This window comes from Paenibacillus sp. FSL L8-0436 (assembly GCF_038593025.1).
Taxonomy (GTDB): domain Bacteria; phylum Bacillota; class Bacilli; order Paenibacillales; family Paenibacillaceae; genus Paenibacillus_AQ.
Genome location: NZ_CP151955.1, coordinates 6,552,055 through 6,571,051 on the forward strand (window position 1 = coordinate 6,552,055; position 18,997 = coordinate 6,571,051).

The following is an 18,997-nucleotide window of genomic DNA, read 5'->3' on the forward strand; positions in this document are numbered from 1 at the left end:
GCCGTCCCCCCGCCAAGGCTTAAATCGGCCGGTACGGGAGGACAGCGGAGTAATCAGGTCCTACAAGGGGTTATTGGATTTGAGACTCCGCTTGGGACTGAGCATCGCCGAGCGCTTTATTTATATCCGTACCGTTCAGATAATTCTGCATTTCAACCTTGAGGATATCCTCGATAGCATAGGTGTGCATGCCGTAGTTAACATTCGGAATTTCCGCAGTCCATTTTGCGAAGTCGGAAATGACCTTTTGTCCGCCAAAGTAGTTGTCTGCAGCAGTGTAAGCTTCCCCTTCAGCGGCCGGTTTATAGGTACCGATAACGCCAACGTCGGTCACAAGCTTTTGATACAGGTCAGTGTTGGAGCCAAGTGTTGCGCCCAGGAATTCAATTGCGGCTTCTTTGCCGTCGTTGTTAAGTACATACCAGGAGCTGCCGCCCAGGTTGGAGGCATGCACTGAGCCTGCCGCATTTTTCAATTTAGGGAACGGTACAACCGCCCATTTGCCGGACTGGTCAGCTGCCGATTTCACCGATGGTGTAATCCAGTTGCCTGTTGGAACGGATGCAACGGCACCGCTGTTAAAGCCGGCGAGGAACGAGCTCCAGTCGGAGTTAACCTTAACGATATCCGCAGACATTAGCTCTTTATAGCTTTCGAATGCTTCCTTCAGTACAGCATTGTCCTTCAGGTCAGGTGTTGTACCATCGCTCTTCAGATACCAGGAGCCGGCGGATTGAATCATCATCCGGATCAGCCCCAGATCGTTCGGGTCCTGGGTCAGCATATCTTTGCCGGTTTTGGCTTTGACTGCTTTGCCGATCTCAATGTACTTCTGCCAGTCGATATCCTGCAGATCGTCAACTGTGTAGCCCGCTTCCTGCAAATAGTCTGTGCGGACATACAGGCCTACAACCCCGGAGTCGAAAGGAACGCCATATTGCTTGCCGTTAAAGCTGGTTGGTCCGATCTTATAATCGGCGAAATCAGCGGGTTTAATGGCATCACCAAGCTCCTGGAAGGAGTCTGGATACGTTTGCAAAAAGCTTTGAGCACGGTAGTCTTCGATTAGAACGATATTCGGCAGCCCCGATGCGCTTCCCGAGTTGAGACCGGTGTTCAGCTTCTGGATAATATCATCCTGGGCATATTCGATAACGTTGATTTTAGCATCCGCATGGTCTTTCACATAGGCATCCTTCGCCAGATTCATCGCAGCGATATTAAAGTTTTTGTCCCATGCCCAGACCGTGATTTCCTTGGAGGTGCCTGTAGCTCCCCCGTTGTTGGTTTTTGCCTGGTTATTGGCGTTACTGGAGCAGGCTGTCAGCAGCATAAAGCCGGCGAGCAGAAGAGCAGTAGCTTTTTTCTTCATGATGTATATCCCCCTAACGTATATTTGAAAGTGCTTTCTTTATCAAGAATATCATCCGGGTCCTTCATTTCGTTAGAAATTAATTTAGTTAAAATAGTGATAATATTGTCTTTGTATCCGCTTCCATGGAGAGTGAGTTAGCATTTTTTTTCTCCTTTCGCACTTTTTTTAGGTAAATTCCCGTCCAACAAACATCGCACATACAAAAAACCGGCGCCGTATATAGGGCGCCGGTTCATGGCGTGGCTTGGATAGTATGCTGCAAAAACACCGGTTCAATCCGTAGTTAGCAGGGGATTTTGATAGAAACCTTCGTCCCCTGCCCCGGTGTGCTGGAGATGGATACGCCGTAAGGCTCACCGTACAGCAATGTCAGGCGGGCATGAACGTTGCGGATGCCGATGCCGCTGAACAGCTGCCTGCTGACGGACGAGGCAGGAATCGAATCCTTGTTGTCCAAATCCATCCCATCTCCCGTATCAACCACCTCGCAGTGCAGCGTATCCCTGTCCTTCATAATGGTGACATAGATATAGCCGGAGGTTTTGATATTGAACGCGTGAAAGAAGGCATTTTCTATAAAAGGCTGAAGAACCAGCTTGGGTACTTTAGCAGACATGCAGTCCGGTGAAACGAAATAATCCACCTTAATGCGGTTGCCGTTGCGGACCTGATTAATATATACATAATGCTTCAGGTTAATAAGCTCCTCTTCCACTGTAATCGTCTCGTTCACATTGCTGATGGTGTTCTGGAGCAGGGAAATCAGCGCATGAATGGTCTCCGTCGCCTGTTCCTTGCTTCCTCTCTGCACCAGAATATTGACTGACGCCAGCGTGTTGTATAGAAAATGGGGATTGATCTGCTGTTGAAGCGCGGCCAATTCCGCCTTCCGCTGCTCCTTTTGGGTCTCCACGAGCTGACCGACATAGTCGTTCAGCTCTTTGAGCATATAGTTGTATGCGGTGCTTAGCTGTCTTGTCTCATAGGTACCGGTAACTGACATGTAGTTATGGAAACTTTTTTTGGTGACATTAGACATTTTTTTGACCAATGTGCGCAAAGACTGCGTCAGCCTCTTCGTCAGAAAATAGATGACAAGTACGGCTACGGCGGCGATTGCTGCAACGATCAGAAAAATCGCCTTTTTGTCCAGCAGCGTACCGATTGTCTGTTTCTTATCAATCAGATTCACAATATACAGGTTGTACGAAGGCAAATAGTCCGCCAGCACGATGACCTCCCGCCCGCCGATGGTGAGCTCCTGGCTGGATAGGCCCACCTCGGCGATCTGCTGCGCACTCTTCAGCAGGTCGGGAGACATGCTGCCGATTTGCTCCGTCCGGTTACCGGACACGATCAGGCCCGATGTATCCAGAAACATTACATCGTTTCCCTGGCTCGTAAAGCTGGCGTAGTTCTTGCGAAAGTCACTTTCACGGGTGAACATATACAAAGTGCCGTACGGCTTGGATAGACCCGGGGCGGTCAACGCCTTGGCGGCGACCAGATAACGGCTTTGTGAATTGAACGGGCTGGCGTCCATAAAGCTGTAGAAGAGCTGCCCATTGCGTTCCTGAGCGGCCTTTGTAATGGGATTGTTCTTCAACTCTTCTGATGAGCCCGACCAATAAGTAACATCGCTGGTGTAGCTTCTTCCGTTCACACCCAGAATGGAGAGGCCGATATTGGTCCCTCCGATGCCGGATTGAATGCGGTCCATCTGATCCCGCATACTGTAATACCGCTTGAAGTTCGCCAGTGAATTGATATCCTTCTCCGTCATGAAGCTTCTGATCACGCCGCTCTGCCCGACTTCAATAGCGCTGTTGACGGTTGCATAATGGGAGTTCTCCAAGGCACTTTTGATCTGGTCGATAATCTTGGAATTGGTGATGCTGAAGGTTTGCACGAATAGCTTTTGGGACATTTGTACGGTCACTCCGGTAATCAGGACGGTAACCAGAATGATGCTGATGACCATGACGGCGAATATTTTACTGAACAGGCTTTGATCCTTGAGCTTTGTGAGCCATTTCTCCGTTAGTCCCATTTCGGACTCCTTCCCGCTGCATTAGCCTTTCCGGTATTGACTGGGCGAGATTCCCATCAGCTTGCGGAATACTCTGGTGAAATAGCTGTGGTCTGAGTAGCCCACAAGACTGCTGATTTCGGAAATGGATAGACCGGCATTTTCTTTCAGCAGCAGGCACGCCTTTTCGATCCGCACCCGGTTTAAATATTCGTTGAAGCCCTCTTTGTTATGTAGCGCAAAATAATTAGACAGATAGGACGGGTTGAAATGAAATTGCCTTGCTACTTCGGTCAGCGTAAGCTGACGTGAATAATGCTCGTCGATATACAGTAAAATTTTTTGAATGGCTGGTACTCCGCCGCGGTTCTTGGTTACGCATTCCGTCGCAGCTTGCAAAAACTGCTCAAGCCGTATCTCCGTTTCACCGATATGCCGTGCCTCATGAATGGAGCGGAAGAATTCGTATTTGCTTTCGTCCAAGGCGCGGGCCTCGTAATGGAAATGCAGCAGCATTCCGATGATCTGAAACATACTGTGGCATAAAAACGATTTGAACTCGGACATCCCTGTATCTCTCCGGCCGGACATGGACGCGACATATGCGCTCAAGCGGCCGAAAGCCAAATCGAACTCCTGCCGGTTCAGCTCTGCGCCGAAGGCATCCTGATCGAAAGCGGGACCCTGCCGTCCCTCCTCGCCGTCATCTACCAGTAAACAATGATCCGGGAGAAAGAAGCGGCGGTCCAGCAGCTTCATCAGATCATCCTTATAGATCGTATGCAGTTCACTCAGCTCAGTGAAAACCCGGCTGACCGCGAGATTCAGGAACATATTTGCACGGATGCCCGCCGTGAATACCTGATCTGCAAGACGGATGAGCGCCTCATACCCAGCCTCCTCCAGATTAAACAGCAGACGGACATGCCCCTCCAGCGGAGACAGCCGGCGGAAGGTCACCCTGCTGACGCTGCTGTGCAGCAGAGAATGAATACTGTTCTCCAGCCATTCCTCTTTGCGGCTATTCGCAGCGGGTTCGTCGCCAGTATCAGCAATTAGCAGCACGAAGCCCGGTAAGGGGAACATCCCCCGCAGCGCTTCCTCGTCGTACTCCACTGGAAAGCCTGAAACCAGTTTGTCCAGAATATAGTCCGCGGATTGCCGCTTGTCGCTTCTCCAGTCCACATGCTGAAGCAGCGGAATCCGCTGCGCGGTTTTTTTCAGCACGGCAAGCAGGGAAGCGGCCTCCAGTCTGGGCTTCAGGATATAGTCGGCAACCCCGCTTTGGAAGGTTGAACGCACATATTCGAACTCACTGAAGCTGCTAAGCACGATCACCTCAATTTCCGGATACATCCCCTTGACGAGCCGGATCAGCTCTTCCCCGTCCATCACAGGCATAACGATATCGGTCAGGATGATATGCGGACGCTGTAATTCAATTAATTCAAAAGCCTCTCTTCCGTTGGAGGCCTCGCCTGCAATCTGAAACCCTTCCCCTTCCCAATCCAGCAGATGGATTATCCCCTGCCGTACCAGCATTTCATCGTCCACCACCAATATTTTGCAGAACGTTGTGTCCATGGCTTCTCCTTTTTGCGAACAAAAATACACTGAAAAAACAAAATGAAACCCGCTTGATTAAGGGGTTCCATCTCACCGAAACAAACTTATCCACCAGAAATGAAACAGCTTTCATAATCTGATTTACATTATAGGTATACGCCCGGAGACTGTCAATTGAGAGGGGGAGGGCGATTAGCGGCAGTCCCGGACCGACGGTTTATTTATAGATCAGACCTCCGCCTTCCTTAAACTCTTCTGCTTTATCCCGCATCCCTGCGGTAATCATCGCTTGCTCCGGTTCTTCTTGTCCCTCCTGCACCCTCGCCGTATCGCGGATACCATGAGAAATGCGCATACTGCAGAACTTGGGTCCACACATGGAGCAGAAATGAGCCGTTTTGGCCCCTTCCGCCGGAAGGGTCTCATCATGATATTCCAGCGCCCGTTCCGGGTCGAGCGACAAATGGAACTGGTCCCGCCAACGGAACTCGAAGCGCGCTTTGGAGAGTGCGTTATCCCGATCCTGCGCGCCCTTGTGTCCTTTGGCCAAGTCGGCTGCATGGGCGGCAATTTTATAGGTGATGACGCCTTCCCGCACATCATTTTTATTAGGCAATCCTAGATGCTCCTTCGGGGTAACATAACACAACATCGCCGTGCCGAACCAGCCGATCATCGCCGCTCCAATAGCCGAGGTGATATGGTCATAGCCGGGTGCAATATCCGTAGTCAGTGGTCCCAGTGTGTAAAAAGGAGCGCCATGGCAAAGCTCAAGCTGTTTATCCATATTCTCTTTGATCAGATGCATCGGTACATGGCCCGGGCCTTCCACCATCACCTGAACATCATGCTTCCAGGCAAGCGAGGTTAATTCACCCAACGTCTCCAGCTCGGCAAACTGGGCTTCATCATTAGCATCGGCAATGGAGCCTGGACGCAGCCCGTCACCCAAAGAGAACGCCACATCATAAGCCTTCATGATTTCACAAATATCCTCGAAATGTGTATAAAGAAAGTTCTCCTGATGATGGGCCAGGCACCAGGCCGCCATAATCGAACCCCCTCTGGAGACGATGCCCGTCATTCTTTTGGCCGTTAATGGGATGTAACGCAGCAGTACCCCGGCGTGAATGGTGAAATAATCCACTCCCTGCTCCGCCTGCTCGATCAGGGTGTCCCGGTATACCTCCCAAGTTAAATCCTCGGCCTTGCCGTTTACCTTTTCCAAAGCCTGATAGATTGGCACTGTCCCGATAGGCACCGGAGAATTGCGGATAATCCATTCACGGGTGGTGTGAATATTTTTACCCGTCGACAAATCCATGATGTTATCCGCTCCCCAGCGGGTAGCCCATCTCATCTTCTCTACTTCTTCATCAATGGAAGAGGACACCGCCGAATTCCCGATATTAGCATTGATCTTTACCAGAAAATTCCGCCCGATAATCATCGGCTCACTCTCCGGATGGTTAATATTCGCTGGAATGATCGCACGGCCGCAGGCTACTTCCTCTCTAACAAACTCAGGAGTTACATTTTCCCGGACTGCGATAAATTCCATCTCCGACGTAATCAGGCCTCTGCGGGCATAATGCAGCTGGCTGACATTGCGGCCCTCTCTGGCTCTCAAGGGACGACGTTGCAAGCCCGGAAACACCTCTGCCGCCGGCTTCTCTGTGAGATTCCCGTTATCCTCCGGCTTAACCGCTCTTCCCTCATAAGATTCGGCATCTCCCCGCTCCGTGATCCACTGAAGCCTGTGAGGCGTTAACCCCTTGCGGATATCGCTATAGGCTTCATCGTTAGTATAAGGCCCGCTTGTATCATAGACACGGACAGGAGCATTCTCCGCTTCTCCGGCCGTACCCGAGGTTCGGCTTAATGTAATCTCGCGCATCGGAACTTGAATATCAGGCCGTGAGCCCTCCACATACACCTTGTGACTTCCCGGAAAAGCACACAGATCAACCTCATGTTTCTTCTCTTGATTCAGCATCTTATTTCCTCCTTAAGGTTTGAGTAAATAAGAAAACGCGCAAAAAAGCCGCTCCACATGGAGCGGCTCAAAAATCCATATAAGGCTAACGCCAACAATGAAATAAAAGTCCGGCTCCACTTTCCTACGCTGGTATAATCCAGATCAGGTTCAAGGGTCCAGGAATGCATTTTTCCCGTCTCAGCCTATTCAGGCTCCCCTAGTGGTTTCTTATTTAGTTATGTTAAAGTTACAGAGAAATCCAGCAATTGTCAACCGGTGCTCTTAATAGAGCTTTGGATAAACATGTCCTCTTTTATGAAAAATGCTGAGCTATATTACTTAGATACTCTTCCTCAACCGTATTTTTCTTCATACTTATGAGCATTTTCGCATCTTCTCCCACTACATAACGGAATTTGCTGGTACCGTCTGTGGCCGCTTGATAAATAGTGTCAGCTACAAGTTCTGGTGCCGAAGCATAGTCTGGAGCTTTTTCCATTTCCCCTAATTTACCCAGAAAGGCAGTAGTGAATGATTTATAATCCGTTAAGTCATCATTAAAAAAGAACTCCATCGATCTTCCGCCAAAGTCCGTGCTAATGGCTCCTGGTTCAATCAGCTTTACTTTGATGTTTTGTGATGCTAATTCAAAAGATACGGATTCAGAAAAACCTTCTACCGCGAATTTAGTGGAGTGATACAGAGACATCGTAGGAAAGGTCACGATCCCTCCCATTGAAGAGATATTGATTAGCAACCCTTCCTGATTAGATCTAAAATGTGGCAACATGGCTTTAGTCATACTAATAAGACCAAAAACATTCACTTCAAATTGTCTTCGGATCTGCTCATCCGTAGCTACTTCTATAAGCCCCATTGTCCCGTATCCGGCATTGTTCAGGAGAACGTCAATTTTACCAAACCGCTGGACAGCTTCAGCTAATGCAGATTGGATGGTATCTGTTTTCTCAACATCTAACCGCAACACCAACACATTGTCCAATGTGATGAATTCAGTTTCTTTTTCAGGTGCACGCATCGTGGCTACTACGTTCCATCCTCTTTCAGCAAAATGTTTTACTGTAGCTCTCCCAATGCCGGATGAAGCACCCGTGACAAAAATTGTTTTCAATAAAATCCCTCCTAAATGTATCAGAATTCGTTAAATACTGCTATTCCCTTCCACTAACTGCTCCATGCTTAACAATCCCTCGGCAATGGTTGCAAGTTTAGCTTTATATTCTGCTATCCCAATCTGGATGCAAATGATCTGGGCCGGGTGCATTTCAGCTTTATAATGTGAATACTGCTCTAATAACTGATCTAACTTTTTTTGTGATTCCTCTTGTACTTGCTTCAACCAAAAAATCACCTTGTCATACCCCACAAATCGGCCAAAATAAAGCCTCATCATAAAATCGGATTTCTTACTACTGTCTCCCTCTAGTGGCGCTAGTAAATAGTCGTTAAAACAATCTCGCCCTTTAGCCGTTATGTTATAAACATTCTTATTTGGCTTACCTTTCTGGGGCACAATTTCCTTGGTTATTAATTCTTCCTTCTCCATGCGGGCAAGCGTAGGATAAATCGTGCCATAACTAGAGCTATAGAAATTAGATAACACATTCTCCAATAACTGCTTTATTTCGTAGCCAGTCAACGCTTCTTTCATGAGCAAGCCTAAAATAACATCCTGAGTGTTCAAGAATAGCTCCTCCTTATTTAAAGATATCTACACATCACACTTAGCAATATAACAGACCAATATATATCAAGTCAATATATAAGACTTAAGTAAAAAAAAGCCGAGTGAAATCAGCAGTGAATGCCTGAAATCAACTCAGCTTGTCATATGTGCTTAATTTACTGAACTAAAGTATTCTGATAAAATCCCCACCAAAACTTGCTTATAATCATTTAATTCATAAGAAGAGTTATTTACTTTTTTCTTGGTTAAGTTTATGCCGTTAAATATCTCTTCTTCCAATTCTTTTCTTGCCTTCAGTACCTCCAAGGTTCCTTCTAACCCTGTATAACCCTGCTTTTTTCCATACCCTTGGTTAGTATAATATTCAATAAATCCCTCCGACCATTCTTTAGGTCTTTCCCTAACGGCCTTTCTGAAAGAGTGATCAAGATTGTTCTGCTCTACGTAAAGCAGCAATGGATTCAGCCGCTCCACAATCGCTGCCAGTTCCAGCACATAACTTATAACGTCTTCCTTCTGTGCACCATATTTAATCATCCCAATGGTTACAGGGTTTTGTATAAAACAACAATCAAAAACAAAGGTGTCTGAGCCATTTAAAACACTTGCTGCAAATCCCTTCCAACGCTCTGTTATCAGTTTCCTGTTTTGATCAAGCGACAATTCATAAACATCATTTTTGGTAACTGCCTGCAATAACTCATCTGGAAAATCAGGCCCATATTCATTTGCGATTTTTCGATATTCCAGGAAATAATGGTTCCCTTGTTTAATCACTCGATTATTCAACAAATCCCGAAACTTCCCATGGGTACTCAATAATTCATTGAATTCATTTTTCTCCAAATAGGCGACTCCCTCATAATCCGCTGGATGCTCCAAATCCCCTTCTAAAAACAGCTGAGATTTAAGGTTCATTTCCGTAAGAATTTCATGGACTAATTGAGCCGTTGTTGTTTTCCCGAATCCTGGTAATCCCTCAATCAAGACTAACTTCGGTTTCATAATAAAATCCCTCCAATCATTAGTAGGAGGATATGTAGGTTAGGAGCGATAGAGATGCGGTTTCCCACGACAATCAGGACCACCCGTCCAACGGGTGGTTTGCTCTAGGGGTATAACCCCTCGTTGCCAAACTGCGCCTAAAGACGCTAGCCTGACCACACATTTGTTCAGGCTCAGTGTAATTTGTCATCTTCACTTACCCGTTAAACGGGCTTATTTCTTTTTGTTCCTTTTGTCACTGAATGGATCTTCGTATTCTTTTACACTCAATTTGTCTATGGCTTGGTCATGTGCTTCTTGTTCACGGATGTATTTGGCTACCGTGGCTTCATTTAAACCCACCGTGCTCACGTAGTATCCTTCCGCCCAAAATTTTCGATTCCCATACTTATACTTTAGTCCAGCGTGCTTCTCAAAGATCATGAGCGAACTTTTTCCCTTCAGATATCCCATGAACGTGGACACGGCGATCTTCGGCGGTATCGCGACCAACAGGTGCACGTGATCTGGCATCATGTGTCCCTCTATGAACTCGACTCCTTTGTATTTACATAAACGCTTGAAGATTTCGATTAAATCTTTCCTTACTTGATTATATATTTCTTTCCGTCTATACTTCGGGGTGAACACGATATGGTATTTGCACATCCACTTCTATAGCTCTTGTTTGCCATCTTTGACCATTCCTTTCCATTGAGCCTGAACATCTCAATTCTATCGGAATGGTCTTGGTGGTCAAACCCTCGTTCCCTCCACCCGCATAGCGGGTGGTTTTTTGTTTCGCGCGTTTCACGCACTCAACTGGCTAAAGCCATAATAAAAGCGGATACCCTAAGGTATCCGAAGAATGGGTTTACATTACACCTTTCCCTGCATACCCTGTAAGATTAAAGAAAAGCATGCCGAATAAAATAGTGTAATCACTATTACAGGCATCCTTTCGCATTGTTAATCTTTACAGAGTAATCCACATGATCAGGTTAACGCTCCTTTGTATGCATCTCTATTAGTTAGATTAACATTGAGCAGAGATAAATACAATCCGGGAGCCTTCTTCAAACCTCCCCGCTAGTTTAGTTGATACAGATTCCACTTTTGCGCGTTGGTACCATTGTCATCCCAAATTTGAACGTTGGTTCCATTTGCAGTGCCAGCAGCAGCGACATCCAGAGCTTTCCCACTGTTGCTGGCAATCAATTTATAAGCATTTCCAACTTTAACAATGCTCCACTTCTGATTGGAACCGCCGCCATAACTCCATAATTGCACATTCGATCCATTGGCAGTCCCCATCTCAGCTACATCCAAACCTGTATTACTATTGACGTTAATAACCTTATATAAACCTCCGCCAACATCTGTGATTATCCACTGCTGAGCACCCGTTCCGTTATCGTCCCAGATCTGTACATTTGTGCCGTTTGCAGTGCCTGCAGCAGCTGCGTCCAATGCTTTACCGCTGCCTACGTTAACCATTTTGTAGGTTTTACCAGAAACGATACCATCACTTGGAGGCGTTGCTGACTTTAACTGCTCTCTGACAAATTTACCGGATGCCGTTAACTGCGCGTCAGACCAACCACCATAAGGGCTTGCGCCAGGCGTCAATGCAGCGGAGGCTTCCGTTTTATCACATAATGACCAGTTGGTCCAACTCAGTTTTCTGTCTTTCATAAAATCCGTCCATACTTTAGATTCGGCAAGGAAAGGACCACGTCTCCGGAAGCGTCACTCGTTCCCCACTCGGTGATGAATACGGCCACACCTTTGCTCCTTGCATAATCAATACGATCTCTCAGCCATGAACCGTGAGTCCCGGCATAGAAATGTGTTGTATACATAATGTTGCTTTGGGCGATAGGGTTGTTGGCGGCATCATGCACATCCTGGCTCCATGTTCCGGTTCCTACGATAATGATTCCATTCGTATCAATGGAACGGATGACCGGAATCATTTCCTCTGCATATGGCTTAATGTGGCCGTTCCACGTAGCATACCCATTAGGCTCATTGGCGATTTCATAGATCACATTCGGATAATCCTTATACAAATTGGCCATTTCTGCAAAAAAACCTTTTGCCTGTTCTTTATAAATATTCGGATCTTTTTCACCCAGCACATGCCAATCGATAATCACATAGATTCCCAGATCAATTGCAGCCTGCACAGCTTCTTTCACCTTATTTTTTTGCGAAGGATCATTGATATAGCCGCCATCTTGCGTATACATAGCTGGCCGGAATACAGTTATTCCCCAATTGTCTCTCATCCATTTTATGCTATCATAATTCACGTACTGGCCAAACCATTGCAAACCATGGGAACTCATCCCCTTTAATTGGATCGCTTCTCCCGCCTGATTCACTAATTGGTTCCCAGAAACTCGCAGTTGGCCATTTTGGGCTACGACCGAATTAGCTTCGGCCTTCACTTTTTCAGGTGGGACAAAAGATACGGTCATGAAGGTGATAATTAATGCACTAACAACCGCAATCATTTTTTTGAACATATAAAGCTACCTCCTTAAATGGATTGCTGCACTTTCCTGTGCTCTATTTTCCGAAAAGATTCATCCCCCCTTCACAAAGTTTGCAAATCTATGGGGTATGTCTTGGTGGGTGTAGTCGATAGGCATTAAGGAGGTGCATTAGCATATGGAGGCGGCTAGATCATCAGATCTAAGAAGAATTATCGTTCTAGCATAGCGGATATTTAGATTAAGATACATAACATAGGGGGTGTGTTATGAAATCCCTATACCCAGTAAACGCTTACATATTCTGTTATATTATACAATCATCAATCGGTTTTTAATACCAAACGACAGCAAATTTCCATAAAAAAAGTGAAGCGCTGTTTCATTCAGCACCTCACTTTTATTATGATGAAATTCAAGCAAGATGCTCATATCTTGACGACTTTATTTCCGCCAAAAGCTTGAACAGTCTGCCTTATCCAAAATATTAAACTCGATCATCTTCTCAAGCAATGAGAAATCAACCGGACTCTCCCAACGGATGCGTACCAACTGCTTGGTATGATCATAGCCAGCCTGCACAATTTCAGCAGAAAAATGATTAATCCCTGCGATTTCAGGGGCAACAGCCATATGATGTTTGGCTACGCTAAAACCAATAATGTATGTGCCATGATCGGTGAACATAGGCTGATTCCAGCCAATTTTCGGCATTAGGTTTGGAAATTTCTTGATTACCCAAGCCAAAACCTCTTCCACTCGCTCCCGATGTTCCGGGTGATCAATTTGCGCCAAATATTCTGCAAAAACTTCCATGTCATGCCCCCCTAAAATAAAATTCATTTAATGTATTTAACATACCCTAGTTTGCTTATCCGTTTTTGATTTTCTGTAGGCTAAGGGTGTCATATTCATCTCCTTTTCACTATTATTATATTTTAGGTGGGAATCAAGTAAAAGGCACGCAGTGCTGGGTGGCTCTGCCTCTTAGCCGGTTGAATGTGTCCGGTGGATCTTCTCCCCGAAAAACCTCTTCCAGACCAAGGGCCGTATGGGCTGCAGCGTGAATACGTAGTTATATGATGTATCTGCCTTCTTCAACTACAGGCATAAGGTCTATATGGTGTTATAATAAATGTTCTTCATGTATTTTTGATCCCCGTAACGAATCTCTTTTGGATACTCTTCGCTATTAATCTCTAACTTCAGTAAATCATCATTACTCTCTTTTATTTTACTTTTAATCTCTGCCCTTGAGTGTATATTATTAAGTATATTCCTTACCCGCTTATCGTTATCATGTTTAATTTCACAGCGGACTCCTAATTTCACCATGTTATGCTGATCAGTAAAGTCATTAAACAAATCTATTAATATAAAACTATCCCTATCGTCTTTCGTAAAAAATGCAAAAACATCTCCCTTTCCTGCTCTGCTAGGTCCTTCGCCATATGATAAATACTGGTCACATAATTCCATGAAATTAAATCTTATATTTAATTGTCTCATTAATTCTTCTAAACTAAATCCCTCAAACGTGTCATCTATCAAATCAAAAAACGGTAGATAAAAAGAAAATTCAATATATCTTTTCATTCTTAACTCCTTTCATTGGTGCGGATGTGTCCGGCTGATTTCGCTTCCCTGCAGCTGAATGACTCCAGTCGAATCTGCTTCCTTACTCCTGCCGGACCGAGAGGTGAATGCCCGAAGCGTGAACATGGTGTTATGCTATGGTGCCGGCTTCTTTTAGATACATTCAAGATCTTTTTTTGTATAAATATGTAAGATTATTTAGGTGGTCATATTCAATTGTTATATCTTCATATCCCTCAATCTTTTCCAATTCAATTGGTACAACTAGTCTTTCGTAGTTATTTTTGTTGTTGATTACCATAAAATACGCCATTAATATTCCTTTTATCATGTTTTCGTGCATTGGTTCTCTAACTAATAATTCAGAAATAAAAACATCTTTATCACTATCTCCACAATTCAGGGCAACATGATAGTCCCAAAAAGGAATTGTACTTTTGCTTCCTGCAGAACAAACAATAGGATACTTTGCACTAATAAAGTTGAAAACGATTGAATTAACCTCGTCGATCGTTAGATTCTTTGGTTTTTTTATTGAATGGGTTTTATCGTTGTGAATTATTATGCAATAAGGGATTTTTGAAATATGATCTTTAAACTTTGTAACTAGTCCTTCCCTAAGATATATCGGGCCTATCAAGAGGATTCCTCCTTAATAAGATTTACGGCACTTTCGCATAACGTCTTATTTACGAACTTCGTAAATAACTCTATGTAGAGTATTAATTAACTGAACTTTCGCAGACCAGCTTGTTTTCTTTGATAAACGCTCAAGGCTGCTCTTTTATCCAGACTCTAATTCAGTCAAATCCAGCAATGCATGTTGCCTCAACTTACATTGAAGCTTGTTTGCCAATTAAGTGCTGCGAAGTTCCTTTCAACTATGTATTCTTCTGCTTGGCAACTTGCATACCGCCGATGATAAGCATGATAATCCCAATTACTGCTAGAATAATCCGAACTAAGAATGGACTCAATGAAAACACAGTTTCACCTTGCCAGTACAATCCGAACAACCTTTCATTCAGCCCCACAATCGCCAATAATGGCTTAAAAAACAAACTCAGCGCTAATAATACTATCCCGCAAATAATATTGCTATTCATTGATTCAAAACCCCTTTTCCAATTAAGATAAATGAAGATTAATTCACAATAATACTTACCCTTGCATCAACTCTCCCCGTTTACGCACAATTCTGACAGCATCAGCACTTTTTTGATCTACCACAATTGTTTCTATATTCATTCACGTCCTTACCTTTTCATTCATCAACGTAGACTTCCCGCCCCATTAGGTCCTAGCAACAAATATCTCACCTTCACGTATGCTCAGATTAACCCCTTTCAACACTGCGAGATTATTGTATTTTTTGACCACGTCTGAAACTTCGATTATCATACACACATCCTCCATAATACAGCTCGTCATGTTCTACCCCCACTTCAATAGTAAATGAATCAATTTCATAAATCTCGAATAGGATTTTCAACTTTAGATATCTCACCGATCCTGAGTTTAGTCAGAAAAAAGTCACGTCACGGTGCACCTGTGGAAGTTGATTTTTCAGCAATGGTCTATTCTCTTGTTGCTCGAATTATTAAACGCATCCCGACGGGGATTTGCTTTGTTGCCGCACAATATATTGCCAAAACAAGTTCAACAATCCAAGTAATGAACTCATCATAAAAAACTGCGAAAAGGGTGTATATAGAAAAATGACAAGCTGTATCCACGAACCAATAAGATGCAAAAAAGCAGTAAGCATAGAACTTACCGCCTTCTCTTACAGAGCCTTAAATGCTGCTTTATGATTGTATAGACTACTCGTAAATTCCTTTCTTAACTGCCTTTAGTCTTTCGTTGATCCTGCCTGCTTCCTTTTTATCATTCTCATAGGACAATAGACGAACTATGGCATAAACCACTGCAATTTCGAATGCAAGAATGAGTGTGCCTGATACACTACTTACAGCACTAATTAAGCTGCCAAGAGAAATCAAAAGGATCTCTAATGCACTCAAAAATGAAAAGGCCATAATAGTATATATCTACTTCAGATCAAAGGCTATATCGGGAGCGAAAACTTGCCGTAAAATTGTAATTATAATGACTACGGATGCGAAGATCATTAAGAACTCCCTAAGGTGATGCTGACGTATATGTATCTGTAAAAAATCTTTAAAATAAAAAATCAATATCGGTTCCCCAAAGTTCTTTTGGGGGACCAACTTCTTTTGCAGTGGAGTAGCAACCCCTGACGGAAAAGTGTACAATATGAATAAACCATATATTTGTAAATATTACATATATGTATCTATAAAATATTCAATATTGAGAGGTATAGTAATGAAAGTGAAAATTATCATCTCATTATTTACTTTTACATTATTCCTGGCTTTTGTTTCTGCGGCACACGCGGAAAATCTTCATGACTATTATGAAGATGTAACAGAATCCGACTTGAAAAATAGTATGATTCTTTCTCCTGAAAGCTCCATGGCATTTATTAATGGGCAGAAAGTATCAGCCGTTAAGCCGATTGTGAAAGATGGACGTACACTAGTACCTCTTCGTTTTATCTCTGAAGGATTTGGTGCAAAGGTAGATTTTAATACAAAAGAACAGTCCATTACCATTAAGTACGCTACGAATACCGTTTTCTTGAAAATAGGAAATAAAAATATTACTATAAACGGTCAATCAAGCGTAATGGACGTGACTGCAAGCATTTATAACAATACAACGTATATTCCTTTAAGATATATGGGTGAGGCATTTAATAAAAGAGTCTTGTATTTAAAAAATGCACAGATTCAACCCTATAGCTTGATTATAATTAGGGATGTTAACGCCACAGCAATCGAAAACCTTAATCTTATCCGTGTTTTAAAATTACTGTACCAAGGAAAGTCCATTGTCTATAGTGATCGTTTTATGGCAGTCATTAAAGAAAACGGTCAATTATTATTTAGCAATACTTTTAATCAATTCGAGCCTTTTGTTTATCAGGATTTGATCGAGGATAACAACTTAGTTCGACTGGGGAATATATGGTTTAATACAGATATGGGCAATTTTTATTTGAATTATGCCTGGGACACAACGCAGGAGTTTATTTTATACCGTGTGGAAGGAGAAGAGATTACAAGGGTAGCGATTGAAAAAGCACCGATAGAGGCGGTAAAAACATATTTAAACGATGTCTATTATTTGATTAGATATGGGCGTGGTATTCCCAATCCTCAAGAAACAAGCAATTTAAAATCTGCAACATTTAACAATGGACAATGGTCTACTGATTATTTAGGTATGCCTGGATTTTATTATGGTTTTGACACATTAGCTAAGGTCTATAATTGGCCAATTACTGATAATGGCATTACTACATTTGGCTATCAACGCTTTGGCGGTCTAAGCTCTGATGAAAGAAAAAAAACGATTGGAATTTATAGAATCGAGCTGAATGGGCATCACCATGAGCTTGTAACGCCATAAAGTAATTGGCTAGTTGAAGTTCTTATTGTTTAGAACTTTAACTAGCCATTGTTTTTAAAAAGACGGTTTGTCAGGCTAAGTGCGACACCTCATCCATGAAAGTTTCGTGAGCCGACTTCCAGCCGAGACATTTGCGGGGACGATTATTAATCAGCCCGATGTTCTTCCGTAACATCTGCAAAGTCTGACCCTTGGGGAAGAATTCTCGTAGGAGGCCATTCCCGTTTTCGTTGAGCCCCGTTGCCATCTACGCAGCCTTCACCATTCCATTTGACCCGTTTCCATGCTTCCCAAAGTATACGCCCGCGGTGCACTTTGTCGTACAGCGCGTGAAACCGCCACCTTGGATTCCCGTTGGACGCGAGGTATAGTGCGTTTTGGAGTTGTCGAGCTTTTACTTTGGCGTAGTTAGCAGATTTAACTGCATTCACTGACTTTTACCTCCTCTGGCACATGGACAAAGTAGGGTATTGGCTTTCGCCGCCCTTCCCTCCATGGGGTTTTGTTGTCCTCACTTCTCGGTAATATGTCCCCCCTCCGACTCCCTTCCTGCAGCTCACCACTTCACCTTTCGGGCTTATGGGTTTGCTCTTTACGACGTTCGTCGTGCAGGGGCTCCCTAGTTCCAGACACAACTTTCTCAACATGTCGTTCCCCTTACATCGGAGAGTTCTTCCGCGCTGTCTTCCAAGGGCTTCACGCGTTCCGTGGTCTTCACCCATAACTCCGGGGCTCGACTCTCTCTTGTCCCTGTTCGGGTTCTTTTTGACGTGCGGCAGGATTCACTTGATGTTACGCCTGCTGATTTGTTCGCGCTCCATAGGTGCTACTTTGTCACGGGGCTTCAACCTTAGGATCTCTCCACCAGTTGCCCGCCAGCTATGAGGCGACTTGACTCCCCGACCGGACTTTCACCGGCTAGTTGTGCCTAGTTTGGCTAGGCGCGCGAGTAAGAAAAAACGCTAAGCCTTTTGAGGGAGCATCACAAAAAAGCAGGCCAATACTGAAACAATACAGTTCTTGGTCTGCTTTTTTCTGTCATTCAACTATCGGTACCCGTTAGAATTCCGAAATCCCTCGGGCAGACCGTGGGACGATAACCCCAATGCTTGAATATGGTGTTATCTGATGGATACGCCATCTAGGAAACACTAACATTTCTTTTACGTAATTTCTTAAATACCGAATATTCCTTATTGGACTTAATAAAACTTAATATCTTTTCGGCACATTCTGTTGGATTCATCTCTTCCGTATTTACTTCGAGGTCATATTCATCAAAGCAATATACTTGGGTAAACTGTGAATCTGCTAGTCCAATCGGTCTATCTCCTCTTGTTTGCTCTCTTCTTATGAGTTCTTCTTTCGAGCATATTACACCTGTAAATAACGTAGGCTGATCGAAAAATTGATCAAGAAACTCATTAAACCTCTTGTCAGTGTTAATTAGGGTATCTGCTATTACATTAAAACCCAATTCTAATAACAATTTAATTGTCGAATGGTACACAGTGAATATGGAATCATCAACTATTTGAGAAACAACTTGATGATCTATTGCTTTTGGAGGTTCATCTGGAAATTTATTATTAATAAAATCATTGTAATTATTAAAAAAATCATCAATTGATAAATGATAAAAAAGAATCTCTTTCTGATTTATCAGTTCAGTCGATATCGAGGTCTTTCCGGAACTTGAAGTTCCATTTAAAAAAACTAATATCCCTTGCTTCAATTTAATCATCCCTTCAAAAGATAATTTGGA

15 protein-coding genes, 2 pseudogenes and 1 riboswitch are annotated in these 18,997 nt (G+C 43.8%); of the genes and pseudogenes, 1 reads left to right on the top strand and 16 read right to left on the bottom strand.

The genetic code is table 11. The annotated features are described in order from the left end of the window. Positions 1 to 70 precede the first annotated feature (70 nt). The 14 genes and pseudogenes from NSS79_RS30240 to NSS79_RS30305 form a co-directional block, all read right to left on the bottom strand. On the bottom strand, positions 71 to 1,372 hold the full coding sequence (locus NSS79_RS30240) for an ABC transporter substrate-binding protein (protein WP_342437298.1): 1,302 nt from the start codon (positions 1,370 to 1,372) through the stop codon (positions 71 to 73). A 286-nt stretch (positions 1,373 to 1,658) separates the two neighbouring features. After that, positions 1,659 to 3,425, bottom strand: a complete 1,767-nt coding sequence (locus NSS79_RS30245) for a sensor histidine kinase (RefSeq protein WP_342437299.1) — start codon at positions 3,423 to 3,425, stop codon at positions 1,659 to 1,661. Positions 3,426 to 3,446: 21 nt separating this feature from the next. Next, the gene (locus NSS79_RS30250; protein ID WP_341096520.1) at positions 3,447 to 4,988 is read right to left on the bottom strand and encodes a response regulator transcription factor; all 1,542 of its coding nucleotides are present in this window, start codon (positions 4,986 to 4,988) and stop codon (positions 3,447 to 3,449) included. A 199-nt stretch (positions 4,989 to 5,187) separates the two neighbouring features. Next, positions 5,188 to 6,966: a phosphomethylpyrimidine synthase ThiC gene (thiC, locus tag NSS79_RS30255; protein WP_341096521.1), complete on the bottom strand. Its 1,779-nt coding sequence runs from the start codon at positions 6,964 to 6,966 to the stop codon at positions 5,188 to 5,190. Between the two features lie 104 nt (positions 6,967 to 7,070). Continuing rightward, positions 7,071 to 7,177: riboswitch (TPP riboswitch) on the bottom strand. A gap of 84 nt (positions 7,178 to 7,261) precedes the next feature. Then, a complete protein-coding gene (locus tag NSS79_RS30260; RefSeq protein WP_342437300.1) occupies positions 7,262 to 8,080 on the bottom strand; it encodes an SDR family oxidoreductase in 819 nt (272 codons plus the stop codon). Positions 8,081 to 8,110: 30 nt separating this feature from the next. After that, entirely contained in the window at positions 8,111 to 8,653 is a 543-nt protein-coding gene (locus tag NSS79_RS30265) for a PadR family transcriptional regulator (protein ID WP_341096525.1), read from the bottom strand. A gap of 153 nt (positions 8,654 to 8,806) precedes the next feature. Continuing rightward, positions 8,807 to 9,661: a hypothetical protein gene (locus NSS79_RS30270; protein WP_341096527.1), complete on the bottom strand. Its 855-nt coding sequence runs from the start codon at positions 9,659 to 9,661 to the stop codon at positions 8,807 to 8,809. Positions 9,662 to 9,874: 213 nt separating this feature from the next. Then, a complete protein-coding gene (gene tnpA / locus NSS79_RS30275; RefSeq protein WP_342437301.1) occupies positions 9,875 to 10,309 on the bottom strand; it encodes an IS200/IS605 family transposase in 435 nt (144 codons plus the stop codon). 420 nt (positions 10,310 to 10,729) lie between these two features. After that, a complete protein-coding gene (locus NSS79_RS30280) occupies positions 10,730 to 11,161 on the bottom strand; it encodes an RICIN domain-containing protein (RefSeq protein WP_342440468.1) in 432 nt (143 codons plus the stop codon). A gap of 24 nt (positions 11,162 to 11,185) precedes the next feature. After that, positions 11,186 to 12,123: pseudogene (locus NSS79_RS30285) on the bottom strand (glycoside hydrolase family 5 protein); the annotation flags it as partial. 459 nt (positions 12,124 to 12,582) lie between these two features. Continuing rightward, the gene (locus NSS79_RS30290) at positions 12,583 to 12,954 is read right to left on the bottom strand and encodes an iron chaperone (RefSeq protein ID WP_342437302.1); all 372 of its coding nucleotides are present in this window, start codon (positions 12,952 to 12,954) and stop codon (positions 12,583 to 12,585) included. A gap of 300 nt (positions 12,955 to 13,254) precedes the next feature. Beyond that, positions 13,255 to 13,734, bottom strand: coding sequence for a hypothetical protein (locus NSS79_RS30295; protein WP_342437303.1), 480 nt, complete (start codon positions 13,732 to 13,734; stop codon positions 13,255 to 13,257). A gap of 163 nt (positions 13,735 to 13,897) precedes the next feature. Further along, on the bottom strand, positions 13,898 to 14,374 hold the full coding sequence (locus NSS79_RS30300; RefSeq protein ID WP_342437304.1) for a hypothetical protein: 477 nt from the start codon (positions 14,372 to 14,374) through the stop codon (positions 13,898 to 13,900). A 241-nt stretch (positions 14,375 to 14,615) separates the two neighbouring features. Next, positions 14,616 to 14,840, bottom strand: a complete 225-nt coding sequence (locus tag NSS79_RS30305; RefSeq protein ID WP_342437305.1) for a hypothetical protein — start codon at positions 14,838 to 14,840, stop codon at positions 14,616 to 14,618. A 1,243-nt stretch (positions 14,841 to 16,083) separates the two neighbouring features. Between NSS79_RS30305 and NSS79_RS30310 the strand changes: the two genes are divergently transcribed. After that, on the top strand, positions 16,084 to 17,232 hold the full coding sequence (locus NSS79_RS30310) for a copper amine oxidase N-terminal domain-containing protein (protein WP_342437306.1): 1,149 nt from the start codon (positions 16,084 to 16,086) through the stop codon (positions 17,230 to 17,232). Positions 17,233 to 17,302: 70 nt separating this feature from the next. Here NSS79_RS30310 and NSS79_RS30315 read toward each other — a convergent pair. Both NSS79_RS30315 and NSS79_RS30320 read right to left on the bottom strand, forming a co-directional pair. Next, a pseudogene (locus NSS79_RS30315) lies at positions 17,303 to 17,470 on the bottom strand (IS30 family transposase); the annotation flags it as partial. Between the two features lie 903 nt (positions 17,471 to 18,373). After that, positions 18,374 to 18,967: an AAA family ATPase gene (locus tag NSS79_RS30320; RefSeq protein ID WP_342437307.1), complete on the bottom strand. Its 594-nt coding sequence runs from the start codon at positions 18,965 to 18,967 to the stop codon at positions 18,374 to 18,376. Positions 18,968 to 18,997 lie beyond the last annotated feature (30 nt).

Excerpts from the sequence above, each read along its gene's own strand:
- NSS79_RS30270 (WP_341096527.1), bottom strand. The coding sequence starts at position 9,661 with ATGAAACCGAAGTTAGTCTTGATTGAGGGATTACCAGGATTCGGGAAA.
- NSS79_RS30290 (WP_342437302.1), bottom strand. The coding sequence starts at position 12,954 with ATGGAAGTTTTTGCAGAATATTTGGCGCAAATTGATCACCCGGAACAT.
- thiC (WP_341096521.1), bottom strand. The coding sequence starts at position 6,966 with ATGCTGAATCAAGAGAAGAAACATGAGGTTGATCTGTGTGCTTTTCCG.
- NSS79_RS30245 (WP_342437299.1), bottom strand. The coding sequence starts at position 3,425 with ATGGGACTAACGGAGAAATGGCTCACAAAGCTCAAGGATCAAAGCCTG.
- NSS79_RS30305 (WP_342437305.1), bottom strand. The coding sequence starts at position 14,840 with ATGAATAGCAATATTATTTGCGGGATAGTATTATTAGCGCTGAGTTTG.
- NSS79_RS30240 (WP_342437298.1), bottom strand. The coding sequence starts at position 1,372 with ATGAAGAAAAAAGCTACTGCTCTTCTGCTCGCCGGCTTTATGCTGCTG.
- NSS79_RS30310 (WP_342437306.1), top strand. The coding sequence starts at position 16,084 with ATGAAAGTGAAAATTATCATCTCATTATTTACTTTTACATTATTCCTG.
- NSS79_RS30250 (WP_341096520.1), bottom strand. The coding sequence starts at position 4,988 with ATGGACACAACGTTCTGCAAAATATTGGTGGTGGACGATGAAATGCTG.
- tnpA (WP_342437301.1), bottom strand. The coding sequence starts at position 10,309 with ATGTGCAAATACCATATCGTGTTCACCCCGAAGTATAGACGGAAAGAA.
- NSS79_RS30295 (WP_342437303.1), bottom strand. The coding sequence starts at position 13,734 with ATGAAAAGATATATTGAATTTTCTTTTTATCTACCGTTTTTTGATTTG.